16 protein-coding genes, 1 tRNA gene and 1 pseudogene are annotated in these 19,944 nt (G+C 69.7%); 8 read left to right on the top strand and 10 right to left on the bottom strand.

Going from position 1 to position 19,944, the window contains the following annotated elements:
- The first annotated feature begins 140 nt into the window (after nt 1-140).
- Both ACFYNL_RS18060 and ACFYNL_RS18065 read left to right on the top strand, forming a co-directional pair.
- Entirely contained in the window at nt 141-812 is a 672-nt protein-coding gene (locus ACFYNL_RS18060; protein ID WP_388803932.1) for a type 1 glutamine amidotransferase domain-containing protein, read from the top strand.
- Nucleotides 813-847: 35 nt separating this feature from the next.
- Nucleotides 848-1,543 (top strand): type 1 glutamine amidotransferase domain-containing protein, encoded by a 696-nt coding sequence (locus tag ACFYNL_RS18065; protein ID WP_388803935.1) that lies wholly within the window; start codon nt 848-850, stop codon nt 1,541-1,543.
- Nucleotides 1,544-1,872: 329 nt separating this feature from the next.
- Here ACFYNL_RS18065 and ACFYNL_RS18070 read toward each other — a convergent pair whose 3' ends face one another.
- Nucleotides 1,873-3,339: a hypothetical protein gene (locus tag ACFYNL_RS18070; RefSeq protein ID WP_388803938.1), complete on the bottom strand. Its 1,467-nt coding sequence runs from the start codon at nt 3,337-3,339 to the stop codon at nt 1,873-1,875.
- A 253-nt stretch (nt 3,340-3,592) separates the two neighbouring features.
- Here ACFYNL_RS18070 and ACFYNL_RS18075 point away from each other — a divergent pair, with 253 nt between their 5' ends.
- Together ACFYNL_RS18075 and ACFYNL_RS18080 are read left to right on the top strand one after the other, a co-directional pair.
- Nucleotides 3,593-4,267 (top strand): SMI1/KNR4 family protein, encoded by a 675-nt coding sequence (locus ACFYNL_RS18075; protein ID WP_388803941.1) that lies wholly within the window; start codon nt 3,593-3,595, stop codon nt 4,265-4,267.
- A gap of 77 nt (nt 4,268-4,344) precedes the next feature.
- A pseudogene (locus ACFYNL_RS18080) lies at nt 4,345-5,349 on the top strand (tyrosine-type recombinase/integrase).
- Nucleotides 5,350-5,398: 49 nt separating this feature from the next.
- Here ACFYNL_RS18080 and ACFYNL_RS18085 read toward each other — a convergent pair.
- Nucleotides 5,399-5,472, bottom strand: a tRNA-Gly gene (locus ACFYNL_RS18085).
- Between the two features lie 645 nt (nt 5,473-6,117).
- Between ACFYNL_RS18085 and dcd the strand changes: the two genes are divergently transcribed.
- Together dcd and ACFYNL_RS18095 are read left to right on the top strand one after the other, a co-directional pair.
- On the top strand, nt 6,118-6,693 hold the full coding sequence (gene dcd, locus ACFYNL_RS18090; RefSeq protein ID WP_019754014.1) for a dCTP deaminase: 576 nt from the start codon (nt 6,118-6,120) through the stop codon (nt 6,691-6,693).
- A gap of 20 nt (nt 6,694-6,713) precedes the next feature.
- The gene (locus tag ACFYNL_RS18095) at nt 6,714-7,217 is read left to right on the top strand and encodes a phosphoribosyltransferase (protein WP_388803945.1); all 504 of its coding nucleotides are present in this window, start codon (nt 6,714-6,716) and stop codon (nt 7,215-7,217) included.
- Between the two features lie 94 nt (nt 7,218-7,311).
- On the opposite strand, the gene ACFYNL_RS18100 is transcribed toward ACFYNL_RS18095, so the two are convergent.
- The 7 genes from ACFYNL_RS18100 to ACFYNL_RS18130 all read right to left on the bottom strand — a co-directional run bounded on the left by ACFYNL_RS18100 (nt 7,312) and on the right by ACFYNL_RS18130 (nt 17,436).
- A complete protein-coding gene (locus tag ACFYNL_RS18100; RefSeq protein ID WP_388803948.1) occupies nt 7,312-8,265 on the bottom strand; it encodes a Yip1 family protein in 954 nt (317 codons plus the stop codon).
- A gap of 167 nt (nt 8,266-8,432) precedes the next feature.
- Entirely contained in the window at nt 8,433-9,866 is a 1,434-nt protein-coding gene (locus ACFYNL_RS18105; RefSeq protein WP_388803951.1) for an FG-GAP and VCBS repeat-containing protein, read from the bottom strand.
- Nucleotides 9,867-9,944: 78 nt separating this feature from the next.
- A complete protein-coding gene (locus ACFYNL_RS18110) occupies nt 9,945-11,357 on the bottom strand; it encodes an FG-GAP-like repeat-containing protein (protein WP_388803954.1) in 1,413 nt (470 codons plus the stop codon).
- Between the two features lie 322 nt (nt 11,358-11,679).
- Nucleotides 11,680-13,188 (bottom strand): FG-GAP and VCBS repeat-containing protein, encoded by a 1,509-nt coding sequence (locus tag ACFYNL_RS18115; RefSeq protein WP_388803957.1) that lies wholly within the window; start codon nt 13,186-13,188, stop codon nt 11,680-11,682.
- A 296-nt stretch (nt 13,189-13,484) separates the two neighbouring features.
- Nucleotides 13,485-14,915, bottom strand: coding sequence for a rifampin monooxygenase (gene rox / locus ACFYNL_RS18120; protein ID WP_388803960.1), 1,431 nt, complete (start codon nt 14,913-14,915; stop codon nt 13,485-13,487).
- Between the two features lie 218 nt (nt 14,916-15,133).
- Nucleotides 15,134-16,039: an NAD(P)H-binding protein gene (locus tag ACFYNL_RS18125; protein WP_388803962.1), complete on the bottom strand. Its 906-nt coding sequence runs from the start codon at nt 16,037-16,039 to the stop codon at nt 15,134-15,136.
- 131 nt (nt 16,040-16,170) lie between these two features.
- The gene (locus tag ACFYNL_RS18130) at nt 16,171-17,436 is read right to left on the bottom strand and encodes an FG-GAP repeat domain-containing protein (protein WP_388803965.1); all 1,266 of its coding nucleotides are present in this window, start codon (nt 17,434-17,436) and stop codon (nt 16,171-16,173) included.
- 301 nt (nt 17,437-17,737) lie between these two features.
- Between ACFYNL_RS18130 and ACFYNL_RS18135 the strand changes: the two genes are divergently transcribed.
- Nucleotides 17,738-18,061 carry an ANTAR domain-containing protein gene (locus ACFYNL_RS18135; RefSeq protein ID WP_388803968.1) on the top strand — a complete coding sequence of 108 codons (324 nt, stop codon included), beginning with the start codon at nt 17,738-17,740 and terminating at the stop codon, nt 18,059-18,061.
- A gap of 38 nt (nt 18,062-18,099) precedes the next feature.
- Here the strand turns inward: ACFYNL_RS18135 and ACFYNL_RS18140 are convergent, their stop codons facing one another.
- Nucleotides 18,100-19,056 (bottom strand): helix-turn-helix transcriptional regulator, encoded by a 957-nt coding sequence (locus ACFYNL_RS18140; RefSeq protein WP_388803971.1) that lies wholly within the window; start codon nt 19,054-19,056, stop codon nt 18,100-18,102.
- 283 nt (nt 19,057-19,339) lie between these two features.
- On the opposite strand from ACFYNL_RS18140, the gene ACFYNL_RS18145 reads away from it, so the two are divergent.
- Nucleotides 19,340-19,888, top strand: coding sequence for a YciI family protein (locus tag ACFYNL_RS18145; protein ID WP_388803974.1), 549 nt, complete (start codon nt 19,340-19,342; stop codon nt 19,886-19,888).
- Nucleotides 19,889-19,944: the final 56 nt, after the last annotated feature.

Here is a 19,944-nt window from a genome sequence, read left to right on the forward strand (position 1 = left end):
CCGGCTCAGGCATCGGTTCTTCGATACCCGCCATCGGTCTCTTCATTGGCGCCGATACATCAACAGCTTTAGCTTCGAAACCAGGGGCCGGCCGCCCAGGAGACGAGGGAAAAGTGAGACGGAAAAAGATTCTTGCGGTCGTGACCAATCAGGCCACCTATGGGGCGAGCGAGCACCGGACCGGACTGTGGCTGGGCGAGCTCGTCCATTTCTACGACAAGGCCGTGAAGGCCGGTCACACGGTGGACGTGGTGAGCCCGGCGGGCGGCGAGGTGCCGCTCGACCCTCGTAGCCTCGGTCGCTTGTTCGTCGACCGGACGGTCCGCGGCTATCTCGACGACCAAGCCTTCATGGACGCCCTGAAAGCCGCCCCTTCCGTTGCCGACACAGATCCGGACGACTACTCCACGATCTTCTTCACGGGTGGTCACGGCACCATGTGGGACTTCCCCGACAGCGTCGGCCTGCAGCGAACGGCCCAGGCCATCTACGCCGACGGCGGCATCGTCTCCTCGGTGTGCCACGGCGCCTGCGCGCTCATCAACCTCCGCGACACCGACGGAAACCCCCTGGTACGGAACCGCACCGTCACCGGCTTCGCGACGGTCGAGGAACGGCTGGCCGGCGTGAAGAGCAGGGTGCCGTTCCTCCTGGAGGACGAGCTGCGCGCGAAGGGAGCCAAGTATGTGCGCGCCACCGTCCCGATGACGCCGCACGCCGTGCGCGACGGCCGCCTGATCACCGGACAGAACCCGGTGTCCACCAAGGCCGTCAGCGACCTGATCCTCGCTGCCTTGGCCGGCACCGAATAACGACCCAGCCAAACCCGGCTCTAGGAGACTGCACCATGTCGAAGATCCTTTTCGTGATGACCGGCGCCGACCACTGGACGCTCGCCGACGGCACCAAGCACCCGACCGGCTTCTGGGCCGAGGAGCTCGTTGCCCCGTACGAGGCGTTCACCGCCGCCGGCCACGAGATCGTCGTGGCCACGCCGGGCGGCGTCGTGCCGCCCCTGGACCAGGGAAGCCTGGCGCCGCAGTTCAACGGCGGGGAGGAGGGCGCGAAGAAGATGGCGGCCGCCCTCGCCTCGATCAGCGAGCTCCAGCACCCCGTCAGGCTGCAGGACGTCGACCTCGACGACTACGCCGCGGTCTTCTACCCCGGTGGCCACGGCCCGATGGAGGACCTGGCCGTCGACGCCACCTCCGGCAAGCTCCTCATCGACACCCTGGCCTCAGGTAAGCCGCTCGGCGTGGTCTGCCACGCCCCGGCCGCGCTGCTGGCAGCCACCGAGGCCGACGGTGGCAATGCCTTCGTCGGCTACCGGCTGACCGGCTTCAGCAACGCCGAGGAGATCCAGAGCGGTCTGGCGGCGGGCGCCAAGTGGCTGCTCCAGGACCGCTTGGTCGAGATCGGCGCGGATTACCAAGAGGGCGAACCGTGGGCCCCGAACGTGGTCGTCGACCGCAACCTGGTCACCGGTCAGAACCCCGCCTCCGCCGGACCCGCCGCAGCCGAACTGCTCAAGAAGCTGGCGTGACCCACGGCTTCGGGATGACCATCCCCGGCGCGTCCTGAGCGGGCGGCGCGCCGAACAGGCGGGTGTGTCTGAGGGGTCTTCCTCGGTTTAGGGCATGCAGAGGGCACGGCCCTCGTAAATGGGACTAGACAACAAACAAACCCCAGGCCGCTTACCTGGGGTTTCATTCTGGAGTGGGTGACGAGAATCGAACTCGCTCTCAGCTTGGGAAGCTTGGGTTTCTTGGCGGTAATTACCTGCGCTGACTTGCGACGAAGTGACGAGGGGGCATGCCTTACGGTCACCCGGATCAGGTGGGCGCACTCGGACGTCGAGGACGGCACCAGGCGTCATGACCTGGCCTGCTTCAGCAGTCCATGGACGGACACCTCACGGTTGACGCTGGCCCACCAGATGCCGTACCTCCGCCTCTCCGTGATCAAATCCTTCGGATCCAGATTTTCATAGGCGTCGAAGATCGACGTCCCTTTCTTCTTGAAGTCATAAGAGGAAACGAAGATGTCCGCTGCCTCTTCCGGTGACCAGTAAGCCAGGACATATCGTGGCTTGCGCGTCACGTTGATCAAATTGTTGTTGTAGCTCACCCTGCTGTGATACAGTAGACGTTCTCCACATTCCTCGGGCTGGCAGTGATATCTACCCTCGTCTTCCTGCCAGGAGGGCCTTGGGAAAAACGAATACTCATTGATCCTGCCTCTGTCCTGTCTCAGTACGGCGAATTGCAGCTTGGCATCAAGTGTCTCGAATTTGGTGTCCTTGGGTAGCGTGATCACCCTCTCCATCTTGAATTCTTCCCCCTCGTCAAGTATGGTGCCCGGCCCTTGGAACTGCCCGGACCCGACTATCCCGAATTCGAGTTCACTCTCATAGCTTTCCGCCTCTGCGGGCTCGGAGTACTCCCCATCATGCTTCCATTCCTGGAGCGCCTGACCATTACGGGCGAATTTAGACGAGTAGCCGTAAACGGTGCAGTCGTCGACGACGATGTAAACCGGAACCTGCCCGTCATTTTTGGCATAAAGTGCCAGCGGAACATGGATGTAGGGCTGGTCCCAGCTCGTTCGTGGGGTACCGAAATCGGCCCTCAGTTTGAAATGCATGGGAGCGGCCGTGGGTGCGTAAAGGGTCGAATATCCGAGACTAACGGCTGACAGGAGAGCCGTTGCGGCGACCCCGGCGGCGAATTTTTTCGGGTAAGGTATTCCCCGCCACGCCTTCTGGTGGATGACGACGAAGGTGGCCCATATCGACCACCCCCACAGGGAAACGAAGAACGGGAGGGCGGGTATGAATTCCTGCTCCTCAAGCCACAAGAAGAGCAGAAGGCTCGTGGTGGCCAGCGCGATGAGCACGCCGAGAAAGACAAAAGCGCCTGATATCCTGAGCTGCCGTCTGCCCCAGTAGTCGATGACCGCGAGCGCCGCTAGGCCCTCCGCCGCGGCTGCCACCAGAAACAGGACGCCGATCAGACGCTGCGCGAAGGTGAGTGCTCCGAGGGCGTCCGGCCAGCCGATGACAACGTGCAGTCCCAGCGAGGCGAGCAACCCCAGGACCATGAGAACCATGACCGCATACCGCCTCCAGCCCTTGCCCGGCCATGTGCTGCTGCCGCCGCCACGCCAGAGGACACAGGAGGGGTCATCTAGGTCCATGTCTTCCGGGTAGCCGAGGCGACGGAGCACCTTTCGCAGTTCGCGAAGGGACCAGGCACTGTCGACCTTCTCGCCGTGGATGGTGATGGCGCGAAGACCGCGACTGTCAGGCGACTCCACGATCACCCAGGGCCGTATGCTCATGGGTCCACGCTCGGTCCCGCTCCGGTCATGCGCACGCCGAGTTGCTCCGTTCAGCGGACCGGTACATGTAAAAAGGCCCCTGCCTCGAACCCACTGGGGGCCTCGCCGATCAGGGCAGGAAGTTCTTCTGCCACTGGAGCGGGTTCAGCGTTGGGCAGATGGAAGCGGGCGGTTTCATCTGATGCTTGACATCGCGTGTCTCGGCTTGGCTGCATGTGGCCCGGCGTAGATCCCTTGGCCTACGCTTCGGTTCATGGGGGCGATGAACTGGAAAGGTGTCCGAGAGCGGGTGGAGGCCCTGGCCCGTGCCGACAAGGCGCGGAAGGTCTTCGGCGCGTGGGACAAGTACGGCGCCACTGGGCACCACTTCCGACTTGCTGATCCCCTGTCAGAGGCGGATGTCGCCGAGGCGGAGGCTCAGTGGGATGTCTCGCTGCCTGCGGACTACCGGGCCTTCCTCCTCGAAGTCGGCGCCGGCGGTGCCGGACCCTTCTATGGGCTCACGACCCTGGCCCGAGCAGATGCCGGGTGGCTGTGGAGTGACCCTGGCGGCGGTACCGTCCACGAGCGACTGCGCGTCCCCTTCCCGGATGTGGAAGAGAGTGCACGTGCTCAGGCTGAGCATGAGCGCAAGGAGCCCGTCGAGACCGACTTCGAGGACGAAGCAGTCTTCGACGCGGCGTACCGAGCCTGGCTGGAGGAGGACGAGAGGCTGTCCGACTGGTTCTTGTCCGGCGCTGTGTGCCTGAGCCACGAGGGGTGCGGCTACTTCGACTGGCTGGTCGTGTCTGGCCCACAGCGCGGGCAAGTGTGGGTCGATGAGCGTCCAGGGGACGGGCGGTTCAGTCCCCTTGAGCAGGTCGGATTCGCGGAGTGGTACCTCGACTGGGTCGAGAAGACTGAGGCTGTTGCACGACTTGGCCGTTAGGGCGGGCAGTCAGGTGCTCCAGGCCGAAGGCGTATGCGCTTGCCAACAGCCAGGGCAGGCGACGCCGCTTCGGTGCGATCAGACGGCTCCCGTCCGGCCAAGCGCGCTACCCGGGGCCTGACGGCGTGGTGCGTCCGGCCCGGTCACCTTCGAGACGACGGCGGATGCGGACGACTGGCTTGCTGAGAAGCAGACGGAGATCCGCCATGATGACGGGAGTTGGCTCCACTGTCTCGGGACCTCTACCGCTATCACCGCACCGCGCGTCCGCGAGTAGCAGGGCCGAACGTCTACGGATCACGGGCGCCAAGACGATCACAGCCAAGGCGTACCGGCTGCTGAAAGCCATCATGGAAGCCGCCCTGGATGACGAGCTGATCACGCGCAATCCGTATCAAGGTGGCCGGTAAGGAGAAGGCAGCTGAGCGGCGCATCGCCACCGTCGCCCAGGTCGACGCGCTCGCCAACGCCAGCGGGATGCGGTGGCGCCTGATGGTCTATCTCGGCGCCTACGGTCCGATGCGCCCGGAAGACGTGGCCGGCCTCCGTCGCCGGGACGTCGACCTCGACAACCTTCGTATCCGTGTCCGCATCGCCGAGCCGGAGCGGATGAACGGGCGGCGGGTCCAGGGCGACACCAAGTCCGAGGCCAGTACCCGGACTGTGATTCTTCCCGCGTTCCTCCGCCGGGAGCTCCGCTGGCACCTGGAGAACTACGCCGAGTCGGGCCCCGACGGGCTGCTCTTCGTCGGCGAGAAGGGGGCTCCGCGAAGTGGCGCAAGGCGCGTGAGATCGTCCGCATGCCCGAGGGTTTCCGGTTCTACGACCTTCGCCACACCGGGCACACTCTGTCGACGCGCTCCGGCGCCACCCTCAAGGACACGATGGTCCGCGCCGGCCAGTCCTCCGAGAAGGCCGCCCTGATCTATCAGCACTCCGACGACGACCGACAGCAGGATGTCGCTGCCGGACTCGACGCGACCGTACGCAAGGAACGCCAGAAAGCTGCAGCCGTGCCAGAAGCAGACCCCGCTGATCCAAACGATCAGCCATCTGGCACGAATCTGGCACGCGACCGCTGATCACCACGGACAGCAAAAAGGCCCGGGTCTCTGACCTGGGCCTTAGTCGTGGAGCGGGTGACGAGAATCGAACTCGCGCTCTCAGCTTGGGAAGCTGATGTTCTACCATTAAACTACACCCGCGTAAGACGCCCGCCCCGAGATCATCCGGAGCCGGTGTCCGATTGCCTCGTCACTCTACCTCATCCTCGGTCCCCGGCGCTGAAGCCGTGGGGCCTGAGTGGGTTTCAGGGGGTGGATGTGGGTACGCGGGGCCGGAGTTGGGGCGTACGGTGGTGGGGTCGGAGAGGGTCCGGGCGGGGTCGGAGTGCCGCCTGGAGAGCCGTTCCTTTGATCCCGTAATGTGGCCTTTCGTCGTCAGGCAGGTGAGCAGCCGACGCGGCTCTTGGGGAAGGGACTCTTGGACTTGATGGAGCGCACCGTCGTCCGTTGTGCCGATGGGCACGTGTTCAGCACCGCTTCGTTCCCGATGCAGCAGGCCGAGCGACTCGGCCCCGGGCGGCTTCTCCGGTGTCCCCGGTGTGCCCGGCTCCGCAGTGTGGTGCCAGTGGCGCTGCAGAAGCAGTAGCGGGAGTAGTCGGGGCAAGCGGTAGCTGGGTAGCTGAGACAGCAGTAACCGCAGGGACAGCAGAGGCACCAGGAAAAGCAGTGACCGCAGGGGCAGCAGGACAGCAGTAGGTGTCGTAAGTGCTGTGACAGCAGGTGTGGTGCCGGGCGCGCGGGAGGCTTGATTGTGGCCGTTCCGCGCGCCTTGCGTATCCTCGGGGCGTGCTTCTCTCAGACAAGGACATCCGGGCCGAGATCGACGCCGGGCGGGTACGGATCGATCCCTACGACGAATCCATGGTGCAGCCGTCGAGCATCGACGTGCGGCTGGACCGCTACTTCCGGGTGTTCGAGAACCACCGGTACCCGCACATCGACCCCTCCGTGGAGCAGACGGATCTGACCCGGCTCGTGGAGCCCGAGGGCGACGAGCCGTTCATCCTGCACCCCGGTGAGTTCGTTCTCGCCTCCACCTACGAGGTCATCACCCTTCCCGATGATCTTGCCTCACGGCTCGAAGGGAAGAGTTCCCTCGGCAGGCTCGGGCTGGTCACCCACTCCACCGCCGGGTTCATCGACCCGGGCTTCAGTGGGCATGTCACGCTTGAGCTGTCCAATCTCGCGACGCTCCCCATCAAGCTCTGGCCCGGCATGAAGATCGGCCAGCTGTGCATGTTCCGGCTCAGTTCGCCCGCCGAGTTCCCGTACGGCAGCGAGCGCTACGGGTCCCGGTACCAGGGGCAGCGCGGGCCCACCGCCTCCCGGTCCTACCTCAACTTCCACCGGACCCAGGTGTGAGCGCGGGAGTGAGCGGCGGCATGAGTGAGTCGGGCGTGCGGGAGAACCTGACCTACGAGGGGTTCGGCGCGGCTGTCCGCGAGCTCGCGCAGAGCATCGCCGACGACGGGTACGAACCGGACATCGTGCTCAGCATCGCCCGCGGCGGGGTCTTCGTCGCCGGTGGCCTCGCCTACGCCCTGGACTGCAAGAACCTCCACCTGGTGAACGTGGAGTTCTACACGGGCGTCGGCACCACCCTGGAGATGCCCGTCATGCTCGCGCCCGTTCCGAACGCGATCGACTTCACCGACAAGAAGGTCCTGATCGCCGACGACGTCGCCGACACCGGCAAGACGCTGAAGCTCGTGCACGACTTCTGCGTCGAGCATGTCGCCGAGGTGCGGTCCGCCGTGATCTACGAGAAGTCGCACTCCCTCGTGAAATGCGAGTACGTGTGGAAGCGCACCGATGAGTGGATCAACTTCCCGTGGAGCGTCGAGCCGCCCGTCGTCCGGCGGGCCGGGCAGGTGCTCGACGCCTGAGTGGGCGCGGTCCTGTGCGGACGTACGTCGAGAAGCGTGACGAAAGGGCCCCCGGCGAGCAGCGCCGGGGGCCCTTTCGGGTGTCCGCGGGGTTCTAGAACGTACCCAGCTTCACGATCGACAGCAGCGCGACCAGCTGGATCGCACTCGCGCCCAGGGCCTTCGGCCACGGCAGGTCGTGGGACTTGGAGACCATCAGGGTGAGGAGGGCGCCCGCGGCCACCCAGGTCGCCCAGCCGAGGACCTGGACGAAGGTCGCGTCGCCACCGGCGAACATGGCGAAGACCAGGCGGGGTGCGTCCGTGAGGGACATGATCAGCATGGAGAGGCCGACCGTGGGCTGCCAGGCGCCGTCGCCGCCCAGCTGGCGGGCCAGGGTGTGCGTGACCACGCCCAGGACGAAGGACGACAGGACCATGGCGACGGCGGTCGTCAGGACGATCGGGACCGCGTTGGACAGGGTCGCGTTGATCGCGTCGTTGCGGGCGCCGTCGAAGCCGAAGACCGCCAGCAGGCCGTAGAGGAAGGTGACGACGAGGGCGGGGCCCCACATCGAGTAGTCCCGCATCTGGAGGTACGTCTGGCCGGGGGAGAGGACGATGCCCCGCAGCAGGTCCTTCCAGTGCAGACGGGGGCCCACCGGGGCGGCCGGGGCCGCGCCCGCGTGGTAGGTCTCGCCCTGGGTGTAGGGGTCCTCGCCGACCGAGAACGCCTGTGTGTGACCGGGGTTGTTCGCCGCGTACGGGTCGGGGGTGCCGCCGCCGGGTCCGTGCGGGTAGCCGGCGTCGCCGAAGTACTCCGGCTCGCCGTGGCCGCCGGGGCCGCCGTGGCCACCGTGACCCCCGGGGCCGTAACCCCCGTGTCCTGCACCCCTGTTCGCCTGCGGCCAGCCGCCACCGCCCGCCGAGCCGCCGTACGGCTGCTGTGACGGCGGGGGATAGCCGTACGACGGCCCCTGGGGCGCCTGCTGCCCGTACGGAGGTTGTTGCGGTCGCGTTTGCGGGGTGCCGTTGTTCCGGCTGCCGCGTCCGATCCTGAATCCAGCCACGTCTTCGAACGTACCTGGTCCGGGCGGCTCGCGTGCCGGGCCCTGCGGTCAGGGCCCGGCTTTGCTGCCGAGCTGTGACATCCCCTAAGGGTGCGGCGGTGCGGTTCCCGGTGGCCGGTCAGGGTTGTGCCGTACGGAACCGGGGGTCGCACCGCCGCTCAGGCGGGTCAGCCCGACAGGACGTCGCCGAAGTACGCCAGGCCCGAGGGGCCGCCCACCGTCGTGCTGCCGAAGGACTTGGCGCCGGTGGCCGTGATGCCGGTGGAGGTGCCGCGCAGCACCCAGACGGATCCCGCGCCGTCGTTCTCGCCGCGGGCGCCGCTGATCAGCTCGGCGCGGCCGTCCTTGTTGGCGTCGGTGAGGAAGACGGAGTGGCCGAAGTAGTCGTACGACTCGGCGGTGCCCGGGACCCCGCTGGTGTCCTGGGAGAACGACTTGGCGCCGCTGCCCGTCAGGCCGGAGGCCGAGCCGCGCAGGACCACGACCGAGCCGGCGTCCGTCTTGCCGCTCAGGTCCTCGTTCGCCACGCCGGCCGCGATGTCGGCGTAGCCGTCGCCGTTGGTGTCACCGGCGGCGAGGCTCCAGCCGAAGGCGTCGTTCCTCTCGGATGCGCCGGGCACGCCGGTGGTGTCCTGGGTGATACGGACCGGGGTGCGGCTGGACAGGCCCGTGGCGGCGCCGTACGTGACCGTGATCGCGCCGCCGTAGCCGCCGTTGGGCTCGTCGGTCGATTTCTCCATGAAGTTGCCGGTGACGATGTCGCCGTAGCCGTCCTTGTCGACGTCGGCGATGACCGCCGCGTAACCGCCGGCGACCTTGGCGCCCGCCGTCAGGCCGGAGGCCGAGCCCTTGTAGAGGACGCCGCGGGTGCGGAAGCCGCCGGTGATCTCCTCCTGGCCCAGCACGAGCAGGTCCGACCTGCCGTCGCCGGTGACGTCGCCCGCCGTGATCTGCTCGGTGCCGACGCCGGTCTGGTCCTGGGTGTCGATGCCGCTGAGGCCCGCGGCCACGCCGGTACGGGAGATCGGGCCCTTGAAGACGTTGAGGCCCGGAGCGGCGATGTTCACCGCGGCCAGGTCGGTGGCGCCGTCGCCGTCGAAGTCGCCGGCGGCGACGGACCAGCCGAGCTCGTAGCGGTTCTCGGGGAGCGGCGAGCTGATGTCGGTGCCGCTCTTGATGCCGGTGGCCCCGCCCCACAGCACGGTCAGGACGCCGGAGTCGCCGGTCGAGCCGATCTGCTCGGCGTGCACGCCGACGACGATGTCGGTGTAGCCGTCGCCGTCCAGGTCGCCGGTGGTGACGCGGTCGCCGAAGTAGTCGCCGCTCTCGGGGACGCCGGGGATGCCGGTGGTGTCCTGGCTGATGATCTGCCGCTTGGTGGTGTCCAGGCCGCTCGCGGTGCCGTAGACGACGGCGATGTTGCCGGCGTTGCTGCGGCCGGCGACCTTGGCGAGCGGGGCGGTGATGACGGCGTCGCGGTAGCCGTCGCCGTTGAAGTCGCCGGACAGGCCGGAGGGGGCGGCGGCCGCCGTGGTGGCGGGCAGGGCGGTGAGGAGGCCGGTGGTGAGGGTCGCGGCCAGGAGAAGTGTTCGCTTGCGCATGGAGATTCCCGTGAGTCCGTTTCCTGGATCAGCAGTTGAGTGGTGTCGCGTCGCCGGTCGGCGTGGTGGCCGGGCGGGTCACTGGGCGATCGCCGAGCCGAAGTAGTAGCCGCCCCTGAGGGAGACGTCGGCCGCGGTCAGTCCCTTGGCGCCGGTCGTGGTCAGGCCGGTGGAGGTGCCGCGCAGGGTCCAGACGCCGCCGGTGGAGTTCTCGTTGTCGACGCCGATGACGAGGTCGGCCTTGCCGTCCTTGGTCAGGTCGGTGAGGTCGACCGCGGCACCGAGGCGGTCCGAGGTCTCGGCGGTGCCGGGCACGCCGGTGGTGTTCTGGGTGTAGGACTTGGCGCCCTTGGTGGTCAGTCCGGAGGCCGAGCCGAACAGCACGGTCACCGACCCTGCCTCCGCCGCCGAGCCGACGCCCTCGCCGGGGGCGCCGACCACGACGTCGGCGTAGCCGTCGCCGTTGATGTCGCCGGTGCTCAGAGCCGAGCCGAACCGGTCGTCGGTCTCTCCCGAGCCGGGCACGTCGGTGCTGTCCTGGTGGACGACGGTCGGCGTCTGCGCGGGGTCGGGGCCGTCGGGGCCGCCGTACCAGACGGTGATCTGGCCGCCCTTGTGGCCGCCGGGCTTGTGCTCGGAGGGGTCGGTGGGGTCGCCGAGGACGAGGTCGCCGTATCCGTCGCCGTCGATGTCGGCGATCGAGCCGTCGGAGCCGTCGGCGTTCGGCAGCTCGGTCAGGACGGTGCCCGTGCTCGTCTTGCGGTAGTAGAGGATCTGGCCGCCGGGGTCGCCGTCCACGGCGTGCGGGTGGACGCGCTCGGCCGCGCCGTCGCCGGTCATGTCCCCGGCGATCGCCTCGTAGGTGGTGCCGATCTCACCGACGCGGTAGTGGCTCAGCGGGCCGCCGGTGCGGGTGAAGGGGCCCAGGTACATGCGGGTGTGGGTGCGGCCGGCGAGGGTGACGTCGGTGTCGCCGTCACCGTCGAAGTCGCCGGTCGCGGCGCCCTGGGAGAAGTTGCTGTACTCGACGAGCGTCGACGGCTGCGGCAGCCCCTTGCCGCCGGACAGCCCGGTGCCGGAGCCCCACAGCACGGTGCCGGAGCCGACGCCCTCACGGTCGCCGATGGCCTCGTTCGAGGCGCCGACGACGAGGTCGGAGTAGCCGTCGCGGTCCAGGTCGGCGGCGGCGAGGCTCGCGCCGAACAGGTCGCCCGACTCGGCGGTGCCCGGAACCCCGGTGGAGTTCTGGGTGATCACGGCCTTACGTGTGGCGGAGATCCCGGACGACGAGCCGTACAGCACGACCACGGCGCCGGCGCAGGACGCCGAGCCGACGGTGGCGCACGGGGCGCCGACCGCGCTGTCACGGTAGCCGTCGCCGTTGAAGTCGCCGGACAGACCGGAGGGCGCGGCGGCGGCGGGGCCGGCCAGCAGGGCGGTGAGCAGGCCGGTGGTGAGGCCGGCGACGAGGAGGAGGGTGCGCTTGCGCAAGGTCGGGTGCTCCTGGGAGGAAAGGGGGGCCGGGCCCGTGGGGACGGGCGGGCCCGGCCGGGATGCGGGCCGGGTACGGCTGCGCTGCGGGGTGCGGCGCAGCCGTACGGCTCGCTGGTCGGTCCGTCGATCCGGTCGGTCCGGTCGGTCCGTCGATCCGGTCGGTCCGTCGATCCGGTCGGTCCGGTCGGTCCGGGGGGCTGCGTCGGCCCCTTCGGTCCGTTCGTTCCCTCGGCCGGTCAGTCGGTCCGGTCGGTCCGGTCGGTCGGGTCGGTCGGGTCGGTCCGGTCGGTCGGGTCGATCAAGTCGATCCGGTCGGCCGTCAGTCCGCGAAGACCGCGCCGAACTGCGGTGAACCGGTCGTCGAGAGGCCGGAGTCGCTCGGGGCGACGCTGCGCGAGCCGGACGTCGTGATCTTCGTGCCGTTGGAGGGCAGGTAGGTCAGGCCGCCGTTGCCGGAGTTCTCGTACGAGCCGATGACCAGGTCGGCCTTGCCGTCGCCGGTGACGTCGTCGAGCTTGAGGTCGGCGCCGAACAGGTCGGTCTTCTCGTCGTTGCCGGGGACGCCCGCGGTGCTCTGGGCGAAGCCCTGGACGCCGGTGGTGGTGTCGATGCCGCCCGCCGAGCCGTACAGGACGGTGACCTGGCCGGTGTCGGCGACGCCGCCGATGTCCTCGGTCGGGGAGGCGATCACCAGGTCCTGGTAGCCGTCCCCGTTGATGTCACCGAGGTCCAGGTCCCAGCCGAAGCCGTCGCCCTTCTCGGAGCTACCGGGGACGTTGCCGCTGTTCTGGGTGACGCCGGTGGTGGCAGCGGGTCCGGAGGCGGAACCGTACGTGATGTTCACCTTGCCGCCGTCGGCGGCGTCCGGGACGGGCGTGCCGTCGTCGAGGGTGGCGTCCCAGCCGGCGCCGCTGACGATGTCGCCGTAGCCGTCGCCGTTGATGTCGCCGACGGCGGTGATGATGCCGGGCTTGAGGGCCTTGGCGGAGGCGGTGCTCAGGCCGCTCGCGGTGCCGGGCACGTAGTAGTTGGTGTTCCAGCCGTAGTCGGTCTGGGTCTCGTAGCCGTCGACGATCAGGTCGGTCCGCTTGTCGCCGTTGACGTCGCCGGCGGTGAGGCTCAGCGGGCCGTGCGGGAAGTCGTTGGAGCCGTTCTGGATGGGCGGCTTGACGGTGTAGCGGCCGCCGGGGGTGCCGGAGGTGCTGAAGCCGCTCTTGAAGACGTGGATGGTGCTGGAGGAGTTGCCGACGGCCAGGTCGGCCTTGCCGTCGCCGTCGAAGTCGCCTGCGGCGAGGTCCTTGCCCCAGTAGTCGTGCGAGGAGGGGGCGGGGTCGGCGACGGTGACGCCCTTGCCGGTGAGGCCGCTCGTGGAGCCCCACAGGATGGCGACGCCGCCGCCGTTGGTGTCGGTGCCGACCTTCTCCCACGGGGAGGAGACGGCGAGGTCGTCGTAGCCGTCGCCGTTGAAGTCGGCGTACGCGGTCTCGGCGCCGAAGCCGTCGCCGGTCTCGGCGGTGCCGGGGGAGCCGGTGGTGTTCTGGCTGATCGTCGTGCGCTTGGCGGACGATACGCCGGTGGCGGTGCCGTACAGCGCGACGACCTGGCCGGCGCGCTCGCGGCCGCTCACGTAGGCGCCGTGCGCGGAGGCGACGACGTCACCGCGTCCGTCGCCGTTGAAGTCGGCCTGCGGGACGTGGGCGGAGTCGGCGGCGGTCGCCGTGGTGGCGGTGAGCGTGAGCAGTCCGCCCGTCAGTGCGGCCGCGGTGGCCGTCGCGAGGGCGATGCGCAGGCGGGGGTGCCTGTGCGGGTGCGCGTGCGCGTGGTGCATGCGGGGTTCTCCTGCGGCATGCGGGATGCCCGGCGGGGCATCGGCAGTCGTTGGGTGCCGGGGTCCGCCCGTGTTGGCCGGAAGTTGTCCTCGGATTCACGGGTGGTTGGCGATCAGGAGACTCGCGGTGGGGCGTAAGGGTTGTACGTGCGTTCGGTAATTCTTCGAGGCGGGGGGAGCGGCGTGGTTCGTGGGGTGTTTTCAGCCAGGTGCAGTGCAGTGCAGGTGCAGGCGTAGGTGCGGCGTTCGGCACTCGGGGCCGGTGCCCTGACACGGCACCGGCCCCGTCCTCGTGTTCAACCGGCTGCGGCGGCCCCGAACCACTCGGGCAGCCGACCGAGCAGGTCGTGCTGGTCGTCACCGACCCACGCCACATGGCCGTCCGGCCGCAGCAGCACGGCGGGTGCGTCCAGTTCCTCGCTGACGTCGACGACGTGGTCGACCCGGTCCGCCCAGCCCGCCACCGAGAGCCGGCCGGTCTGGTCGAGGAGCAGTCCGCGGCCGCCGTGCATCAGGGAGTAGAGACGCCCGCGCTTCAGCTCCACGTCCCGCAGCCGCCGGCCGAGCAACTCGTGCCCCTCGCCGAAGTCGTAGCGGATCCCGATCGCGGTGATCTTCTCGGTGAGGTACCGGCTCACGTCGTCGAAGTCCATCAGCTCGGACAGCAGCCGACGCACCGCCAGGGGGCCGGGCTCGGTGGACAGCAGCAGCATCTGCGCACGGGTGTTGCCGAGCACGTCCGCGGCCACCGGGTGCCGTTCGCGCTCGTAGCTGTCCAGCAGCCCTTCCGGAGCCCAGCCGTTGACGGTGGCGGCCAGTTTCCAGCCGAGGTTGAAAGCGTCCTGGATGCCGAGGTTGAGCCCCTGCCCGCCGGTCGGCGGATGGATGTGCGCGGAGTCGCCGGCCAGCAGCACCCGGCCGACCCGGTAGCGCTCGGCCTGCCGGGTCGCGTCGCCGAAGCGGGACAGCCAACGCGGTGAGTGCACGCCGAAGTCGGTGCCGGCGATCGCCCGCAGCTGTTGCCTGAACTCCTCGAAGTCCGGCGGTGTCCTGCGGTCCTCGGCCACGTCCTTGGCGGGTACGACGACGCGGTACACCCCGTCCCCGAGCGGCATGAAGCCGAACCGCTTCTGAGTCCTGCGGACTTCGGTCATCACCGCGACGAGTTCCTCGTGCGGCACGCCCGCCTTCATCTCGCCCAGCAGGGTGTCGACCGAGCTGGGCTCGCCGGGGAAGGCGACTTCGAGGAGCTTGCGCACCGTGCTGCGGCCGCCGTCACAGCCGACGAGGTGGCGAGAGCGCAGTCGCGTGCCGTCGGCGAGGTCGACGCTCACCCCGTCCTCGTCCTGACTCAGCCCGACCAGTTCGTGGCCGCGCCGGATCTCGGCGCCGAGTTCGGTGGCGTGTTCGGCCAGCAGGCGGTCGGTCGTGGTCTGCGGGATGCCGAGGGTGTAGGCGTGGGCGGTGTCCAGCCGTTCGGGCCACGGCTTCTCGATCCCCGCGAAGAAGCCGCCGACCCGGTACTGCTTCCCGTGCTCCAGGAACCTCCCGAGCAGGCCGCGTTGGTCCATCACTTCGATGCTGCGCGCGTGCAGTCCGAGTGCACGGACCACCTTGGTCGGCTCCGGGTCCTTCTCCAGCACCACCACACGCACCCCGTGCAGCCGGAGTTCGGCGGCCAGCATCAGGCCGGTCGGGCCACCGCCGGCGATGATCACGTCGATCATGAATCCCCCAAAGTGCGCATACCTCGCGCATCACTTATTTTCCGCAGGTTCTGGCTCAGGCGGGAGATTCTGCTGCACCAGGGGGGTCTTGCCGCAAGGCCCCCCGTGCGCTATAGGTTGAGAGTGGCAAGGAGCAGCGGACTCCTTGCCTTCTCTGTTTCCGGTCGGCTTCCGGATGACCGACTGCCGGGACCGACGTCCGGGGCCGTATCTCCTGATCAGCGACTGATGAAGGCGTCCGCGTGCTCGGCGGCCCACTGGGCGAAGGTGCGGGCCGGGCGGCCCGTGACCTTCTCGACGGTGTCGACGACCGTGCGGCCCACCTCGGGGGTGTTCCCGTACGCCTCCAGCAGGAAGGCGATCACGTCCTCCGGCTGCCCCGCCGCCCGCCACTGCTCGACCGCCTGTTCCTCGGTCAGCTCGACCAGGGCGATCTCCCGGCCGCGGGCGGCGGCGATCGCCGCGACCTTGTCGCCCACGGTGAGCAGTTCGGGCCCGGTGATCACGTACTCCTGACCGCCGTGGCCCTCCTCGGTGAGCGCGACCGCGGCGACGGCGCCGATGTCGCCCTCGTGCACCATGGCGCTCAGCCGGGCGACGAACGGCTCGCGCACCTCGTCCGAACCCTGGATCCCGTCCGCCCACTCCAGGGCGTTCGCCATGAACTCGACCGGCATCAGTACGGTCCACCCCACGCCCTCGTCGGCACGTACGGCGTCCTCCAGCGGGCTGGGGCCGCCGCCGTGCAGCACGGTGACCCGGTGGACGCCGGCCGCGCGGGCCAGCTCCAGGATCCGGGGGCCCGTCTCCAGCGGGGCGAAGTAGGGCCCGCCGAAGGTGATCAGGTGGAGGCCGGTGACGCCCTCCAGGGCCGGGATCAGGGTGTCGGGCTCGGTCAGGTCTCCCCGGACGACCTCGACGCCGGCCGGGAAGGCGGCCTTGGCGGGGTCCCGGGTGAGGGCGCGGACCTCGTGCCCGCGGGCCAGCAGCTCGGCGACGATCCGGCGGCCGACCGTGCCGGTTGCTCCACCGACGAGGATCTTCTGGGCCGGGGCCTGGGCCTGGGGCTGAGCCAGAGCCTGGGTCTGCTTCTGCTTCTGCTTCTGCGGCTGCGTCTGCGTCATGAAAGGAACGTAGAAGGACTTGCGGTCAGCTTCGGTCCGCAAGTCCGGTCGCCCCGGACGACGGCCCGGCCCGGGGCGTCGGCGCGCGGGTCGGTGACCGACGGGCGGGGTCGGTGACCGACGGGCGGTGCCTACGGCGTGAGGAACTCCGACGTGGAGAAGGAGACCGACGGCTCCGTCGCCACCAGCCCCTTCTTCATCCCCGGATACACGGCCACCGTGTCCTTGGTCTCGTCGGAATACGTCCGCACCACCAGCTCGTCCCGCCCGTCGCCGTCGAAGTCGCCGACCGTGACGACACGCGTGGTACCCCGGGCGGGCGGCTGCACGGTCACCATGCCCGCCGCCGTGAGGCCGGCCGCACGGCCCCGGAAGACGCGGACCTGCGAGCCGCTGGAGACGAGTTCGCTCAGACCGTCGCCGTCGAAGTCGGCGGCGTCGAGCACGGAGCCGGGGACGTCGAGGGTGCCGCGTACGGCCGCTGCCGTGAGGTCGTAGCGCAGGGACGTTTCGCCCATGGTGCCGACCGCCGCGTCGAGGCCGTCCTCGCCCTTGCCGAAGGCGCCGAGGGCGACGTCGATGCCGGCCGGCAGCGCCGCTGCGGTGCGGGTGGGGCCGGCCGGGCCGCCGAGGACGAGGGCCGAACGGCCCGCGCCCTGTGCCGTACGGACCACCAGGTCGTCGTATCCGTCGTCGTCGACGTCGGCGGACGGGCCCGTCGGGGCGTTGCCGGGCGCCTGGATCGGGGCTCCCGCCGCCCTCGGGCCGCCCTTGCGGGTGAACGGGCCGCGCAGGAAGGACAGTCGGCCGCCCGACGCGTGGACGACCAGGTCCTGCGTGCCGTCGCCGTCGAAGTCGCCGCACACCGGCTGGTCGGGCCAGTCGTTGCCCACGCGGGCGGCATCGGGGATGGCGAGCTTGACCGCCTTGCCCGTGAGGCCCTGCGGGGAGCCGAAGAGGAGCTGGAGGGGGACCGGGGGCCTGCCCTGGCCGTCGAAGGGCGGGTCGGTGGAGACGACGAGGTCCGTGAAGCCGTCCTTGTCCAGATCGCAGGTGGCCTCCGCGTCGAACACCGCCGGCAGCCGACCCTTGGTCGGGGCGGCCTGCCGCCCGGGGCTGAGCAACTGCCGGGCGCCCGGGGTGAGTCCGTGCTCGCTGCCGTAGACGATGCCGATGCCCGCGTCGTCGGCGTGGGCATCGGCCTTGGCCAGGTCGTTGAGGACCAGGTCACGATGACCGTCGCCGTTGAAGTCGTCCGGTGTCCTGCTGCCCTTGCCCCGGGGCACGGGCAACTGCGCGGGGGCGTCGGCGATCTGGACGGGGGTGGGCCGGGCCGGCGCGGCCTCCTTGTCCGGGGTGGGGCCGCAGGCCGCGGCGAGCAGGAGGGTGGTGCTCATGACCGCCGTACACATCCCGGCTCTTCGCGTGCGCACCGCTCACCTCGTCAGCACCAGGGGAAACAACCGGGTAATCATGCACGTGTGCGAGTGAGGGCGACAGTCCTGTGCCGGGATTCCGGGCCGCCGCCGGGCGGCCGGGCGCGCTTTTCGGACAGGACGCCCATCCGGAGGCCGTGCGTGTTCGTTTTCCGGCCTGTGGCGGCGGCACGTTTCGTTTCCCGCGCCACTGCGGCCGTGTGACCGGGGCAGATGACCGTCACGGGACACGACCATCCGATCGGAGAGCAGGACCCGCGGCATGACAGAGCAAGAGGATCAGCTCAGGAGGGTTGCCGCCCTGGAGGAAGAGCTGGCGCAGATGCGGCACGCCGTCGTCTCGCACGCCGTCGTCGACCAGGCCATCGGGGTGGTGCTCGTCTACGGGGGCCTGCCGCCCGAGGAGGGCTGGGAGATCCTCAGGGATATCTCCCAGCGCACGAACACCAAGCTGCGTGAGGTGGCCGAGCATCTGGTGCGGTGGCCGCAGTACGGGTGGCTGCCGCCCGAGATCCGCCATGAGTTGGACGCCGCGCTGGGGCGCCGTAGACCGCCCTCCCCCGAGTTCCGGACGGCCGCCGTGTGACCGCCGTCCGACTTCGCGCCCCGTCCGCCCCCGGCCGCTCAGCCGTGCAGGGTGCGGGAGGGGCTGGTGCCGTAGGCGTCTCGGTACAGCGCTGCGAAACGGCCGGGATGCGCGAAGCCCCAGCGCGCGGCGATGTCGCCGACGGTGACGTCACCGGACGGCTGGGCTGCCCGCAGTTCGCGGTGGGCGTGCGCGAGCCGGGCCCGGCGCAGATAGGCGAGCGGGGTGGTGTCGAGGTGCCGTCGGAAGGCGTACTGCAGGGCTCGTACGGTGACGTGGGCCGCCGCCGCGATGTCGGCGACGGTGAGGGGCTGGTCGGCGTGGTCGTCGATGAAGGCGACGGCCCGCCGCAGGGTGGTGGAGCGGGCGTCGGTGCGGTCCTGCGCGCTGTCGTCCGTGTCCGCCGTGTTGGGGAAGGCCGCCAGGACCGAGGCGGCCAGCATCTGACTGCTCGTCGACGCGACCAGCGGCTGCTCGCGGACCGCCGGGTCGGCGAGCACGTGGTCGCGCAGATAGACGATGGTCTGTCGCAGGTGCTCGGCCGCGGCGGGGGAGTGCGGGCGGTGCCCGGTCAGGCGTACCGGCTCCTGGGGGGCCTCGGCGCCGGTGGCGGCCACCTGGTCCAGCAGACGGGGGTCCAGCATCGTGATGTTGTAGCGGGCGGAACAGATGCGGCCCGCGTACGACAGATGGGGCGGCGCGAACATCACCAGGTCGCCGGGCCCGAAGTTGTCCCGGACACCTGGCAGGACGTGGTCCTGGATCGTCCCCTCGTGGACCATGCACAGGCAGATCTTCCCGAGCGGTGTGACCGAGTAGCTCATCTCGAAGTTCAGGTCGAGCTCGTCGACGCTGACCGACGGCATGGTGTCGCGCTGGATACGGGCCCTGCTGGCGCCGGGGGAGCCGCTGCCGATGCGCATCCGCGCGTAGGCACGACTGAGGAAGTCCTCCGTCACCTGGAGGTCGTCGCTGTCGAAGACCAGCGATTCCATAGCATCACCGCCCTGGCCGGCTTCTTTCCCACGCTGCCGCTCGCCCCGAAGGGCACGGGCCGACCCGTCCGCACGGTGGACGGCCGTGGGTACTCCTCCTGCTGCGCCTTCCCGCACAGCCGCGACCGACACCCGCCCGGTGCGCCTGCCCCGCCCGGTGCGCCGGCCCCGCCCTGCGCATCGGCGCCGTCGAGCCCGGGAAGTCCCCCCGCCCGCGGGCGTGAAGTCCCGCGCCGGGAAAGCCCGTTGAGAAGAAGGTCGGCCTTGGGCAGGGTCTGGGGCCATGGAGTTCTTCTGCTACCACCGTGACCGCCCCGCCTCGCTCGCCCTGCGCGAGGAGCTGCAGGAAGCCCACTGGACCTACATGGACGGGTACGCGAAGGAGCTGATCGCCCGCGGCCCGACCTTCGCCGCCGACGGCGAGACGCCCACGGGCAGTGTGCACGTCGTCGACCTGTCGGGTCCGGCCGCCGCCCGCGCGTTCGCCTTCGACGAGCCCAACCAGCGGGCCGGGGTGTACCGGGACGTGCTGCTGCGCAGGTGGCGCAACCTGCTGGGGCGCACGATGTGGGACTTCCCCGGCGGCCCGACCGGCGGCGACCGCTATCTGGTGCTCGGCCTCGGCGCGGGACGGGCCGTCGACCTCACCGTGCCGGCCGACCGTGACGAGCTGATCGCGTACGGGCCGCTGCTGTCCGACGACGGCACCGCCTGGCTGGGCACGGCCGTGCTGCTCAGGGCCCCGGATCCGAAGACGGCGCGCGCGGTCCTGAGCGCGGACGGGTACGCGGACGTGGAGGTCCACGCGTGGGAGTTCGGCGGTCGGCGGTGACGACCGGCTTCCCCGGTGCCCGGCGCCGGCACCACCGGCCGGGTCGGCCGGCGTGA

It is taken from the genome of Streptomyces sp. NPDC007808 (assembly GCF_042868655.1).
GTDB lineage: Bacteria > Actinomycetota > Actinomycetes > Streptomycetales > Streptomycetaceae > Streptomyces.

Coding starts and splice junctions, on each gene's coding strand:
- ACFYNL_RS18065 (WP_388803935.1), top strand. CDS start 848: ATGTCGAAGATCCTTTTCGTGATGACCGGCGCCGACCACTGGACGCTC.
- ACFYNL_RS18070 (WP_388803938.1), bottom strand. CDS start 3,339: ATGAGCATACGGCCCTGGGTGATCGTGGAGTCGCCTGACAGTCGCGGT.
- ACFYNL_RS18075 (WP_388803941.1), top strand. CDS start 3,593: ATGGGGGCGATGAACTGGAAAGGTGTCCGAGAGCGGGTGGAGGCCCTG.
- ACFYNL_RS18095 (WP_388803945.1), top strand. CDS start 6,714: ATGAGTGAGTCGGGCGTGCGGGAGAACCTGACCTACGAGGGGTTCGGC.
- ACFYNL_RS18105 (WP_388803951.1), bottom strand. CDS start 9,866: ATGCGCAAGCGAACACTTCTCCTGGCCGCGACCCTCACCACCGGCCTC.
- ACFYNL_RS18115 (WP_388803957.1), bottom strand. CDS start 13,188: ATGCACCACGCGCACGCGCACCCGCACAGGCACCCCCGCCTGCGCATC.
- rox (WP_388803960.1), bottom strand. CDS start 14,915: ATGATCGACGTGATCATCGCCGGCGGTGGCCCGACCGGCCTGATGCTG.
- ACFYNL_RS18125 (WP_388803962.1), bottom strand. CDS start 16,039: ATGACGCAGACGCAGCCGCAGAAGCAGAAGCAGAAGCAGACCCAGGCT.
- ACFYNL_RS18130 (WP_388803965.1), bottom strand. CDS start 17,436: ATGAGCACCACCCTCCTGCTCGCCGCGGCCTGCGGCCCCACCCCGGAC.
- ACFYNL_RS18135 (WP_388803968.1), top strand. CDS start 17,738: ATGACAGAGCAAGAGGATCAGCTCAGGAGGGTTGCCGCCCTGGAGGAA.
- ACFYNL_RS18140 (WP_388803971.1), bottom strand. CDS start 19,056: ATGGAATCGCTGGTCTTCGACAGCGACGACCTCCAGGTGACGGAGGAC.
- ACFYNL_RS18145 (WP_388803974.1), top strand. CDS start 19,340: ATGGAGTTCTTCTGCTACCACCGTGACCGCCCCGCCTCGCTCGCCCTG.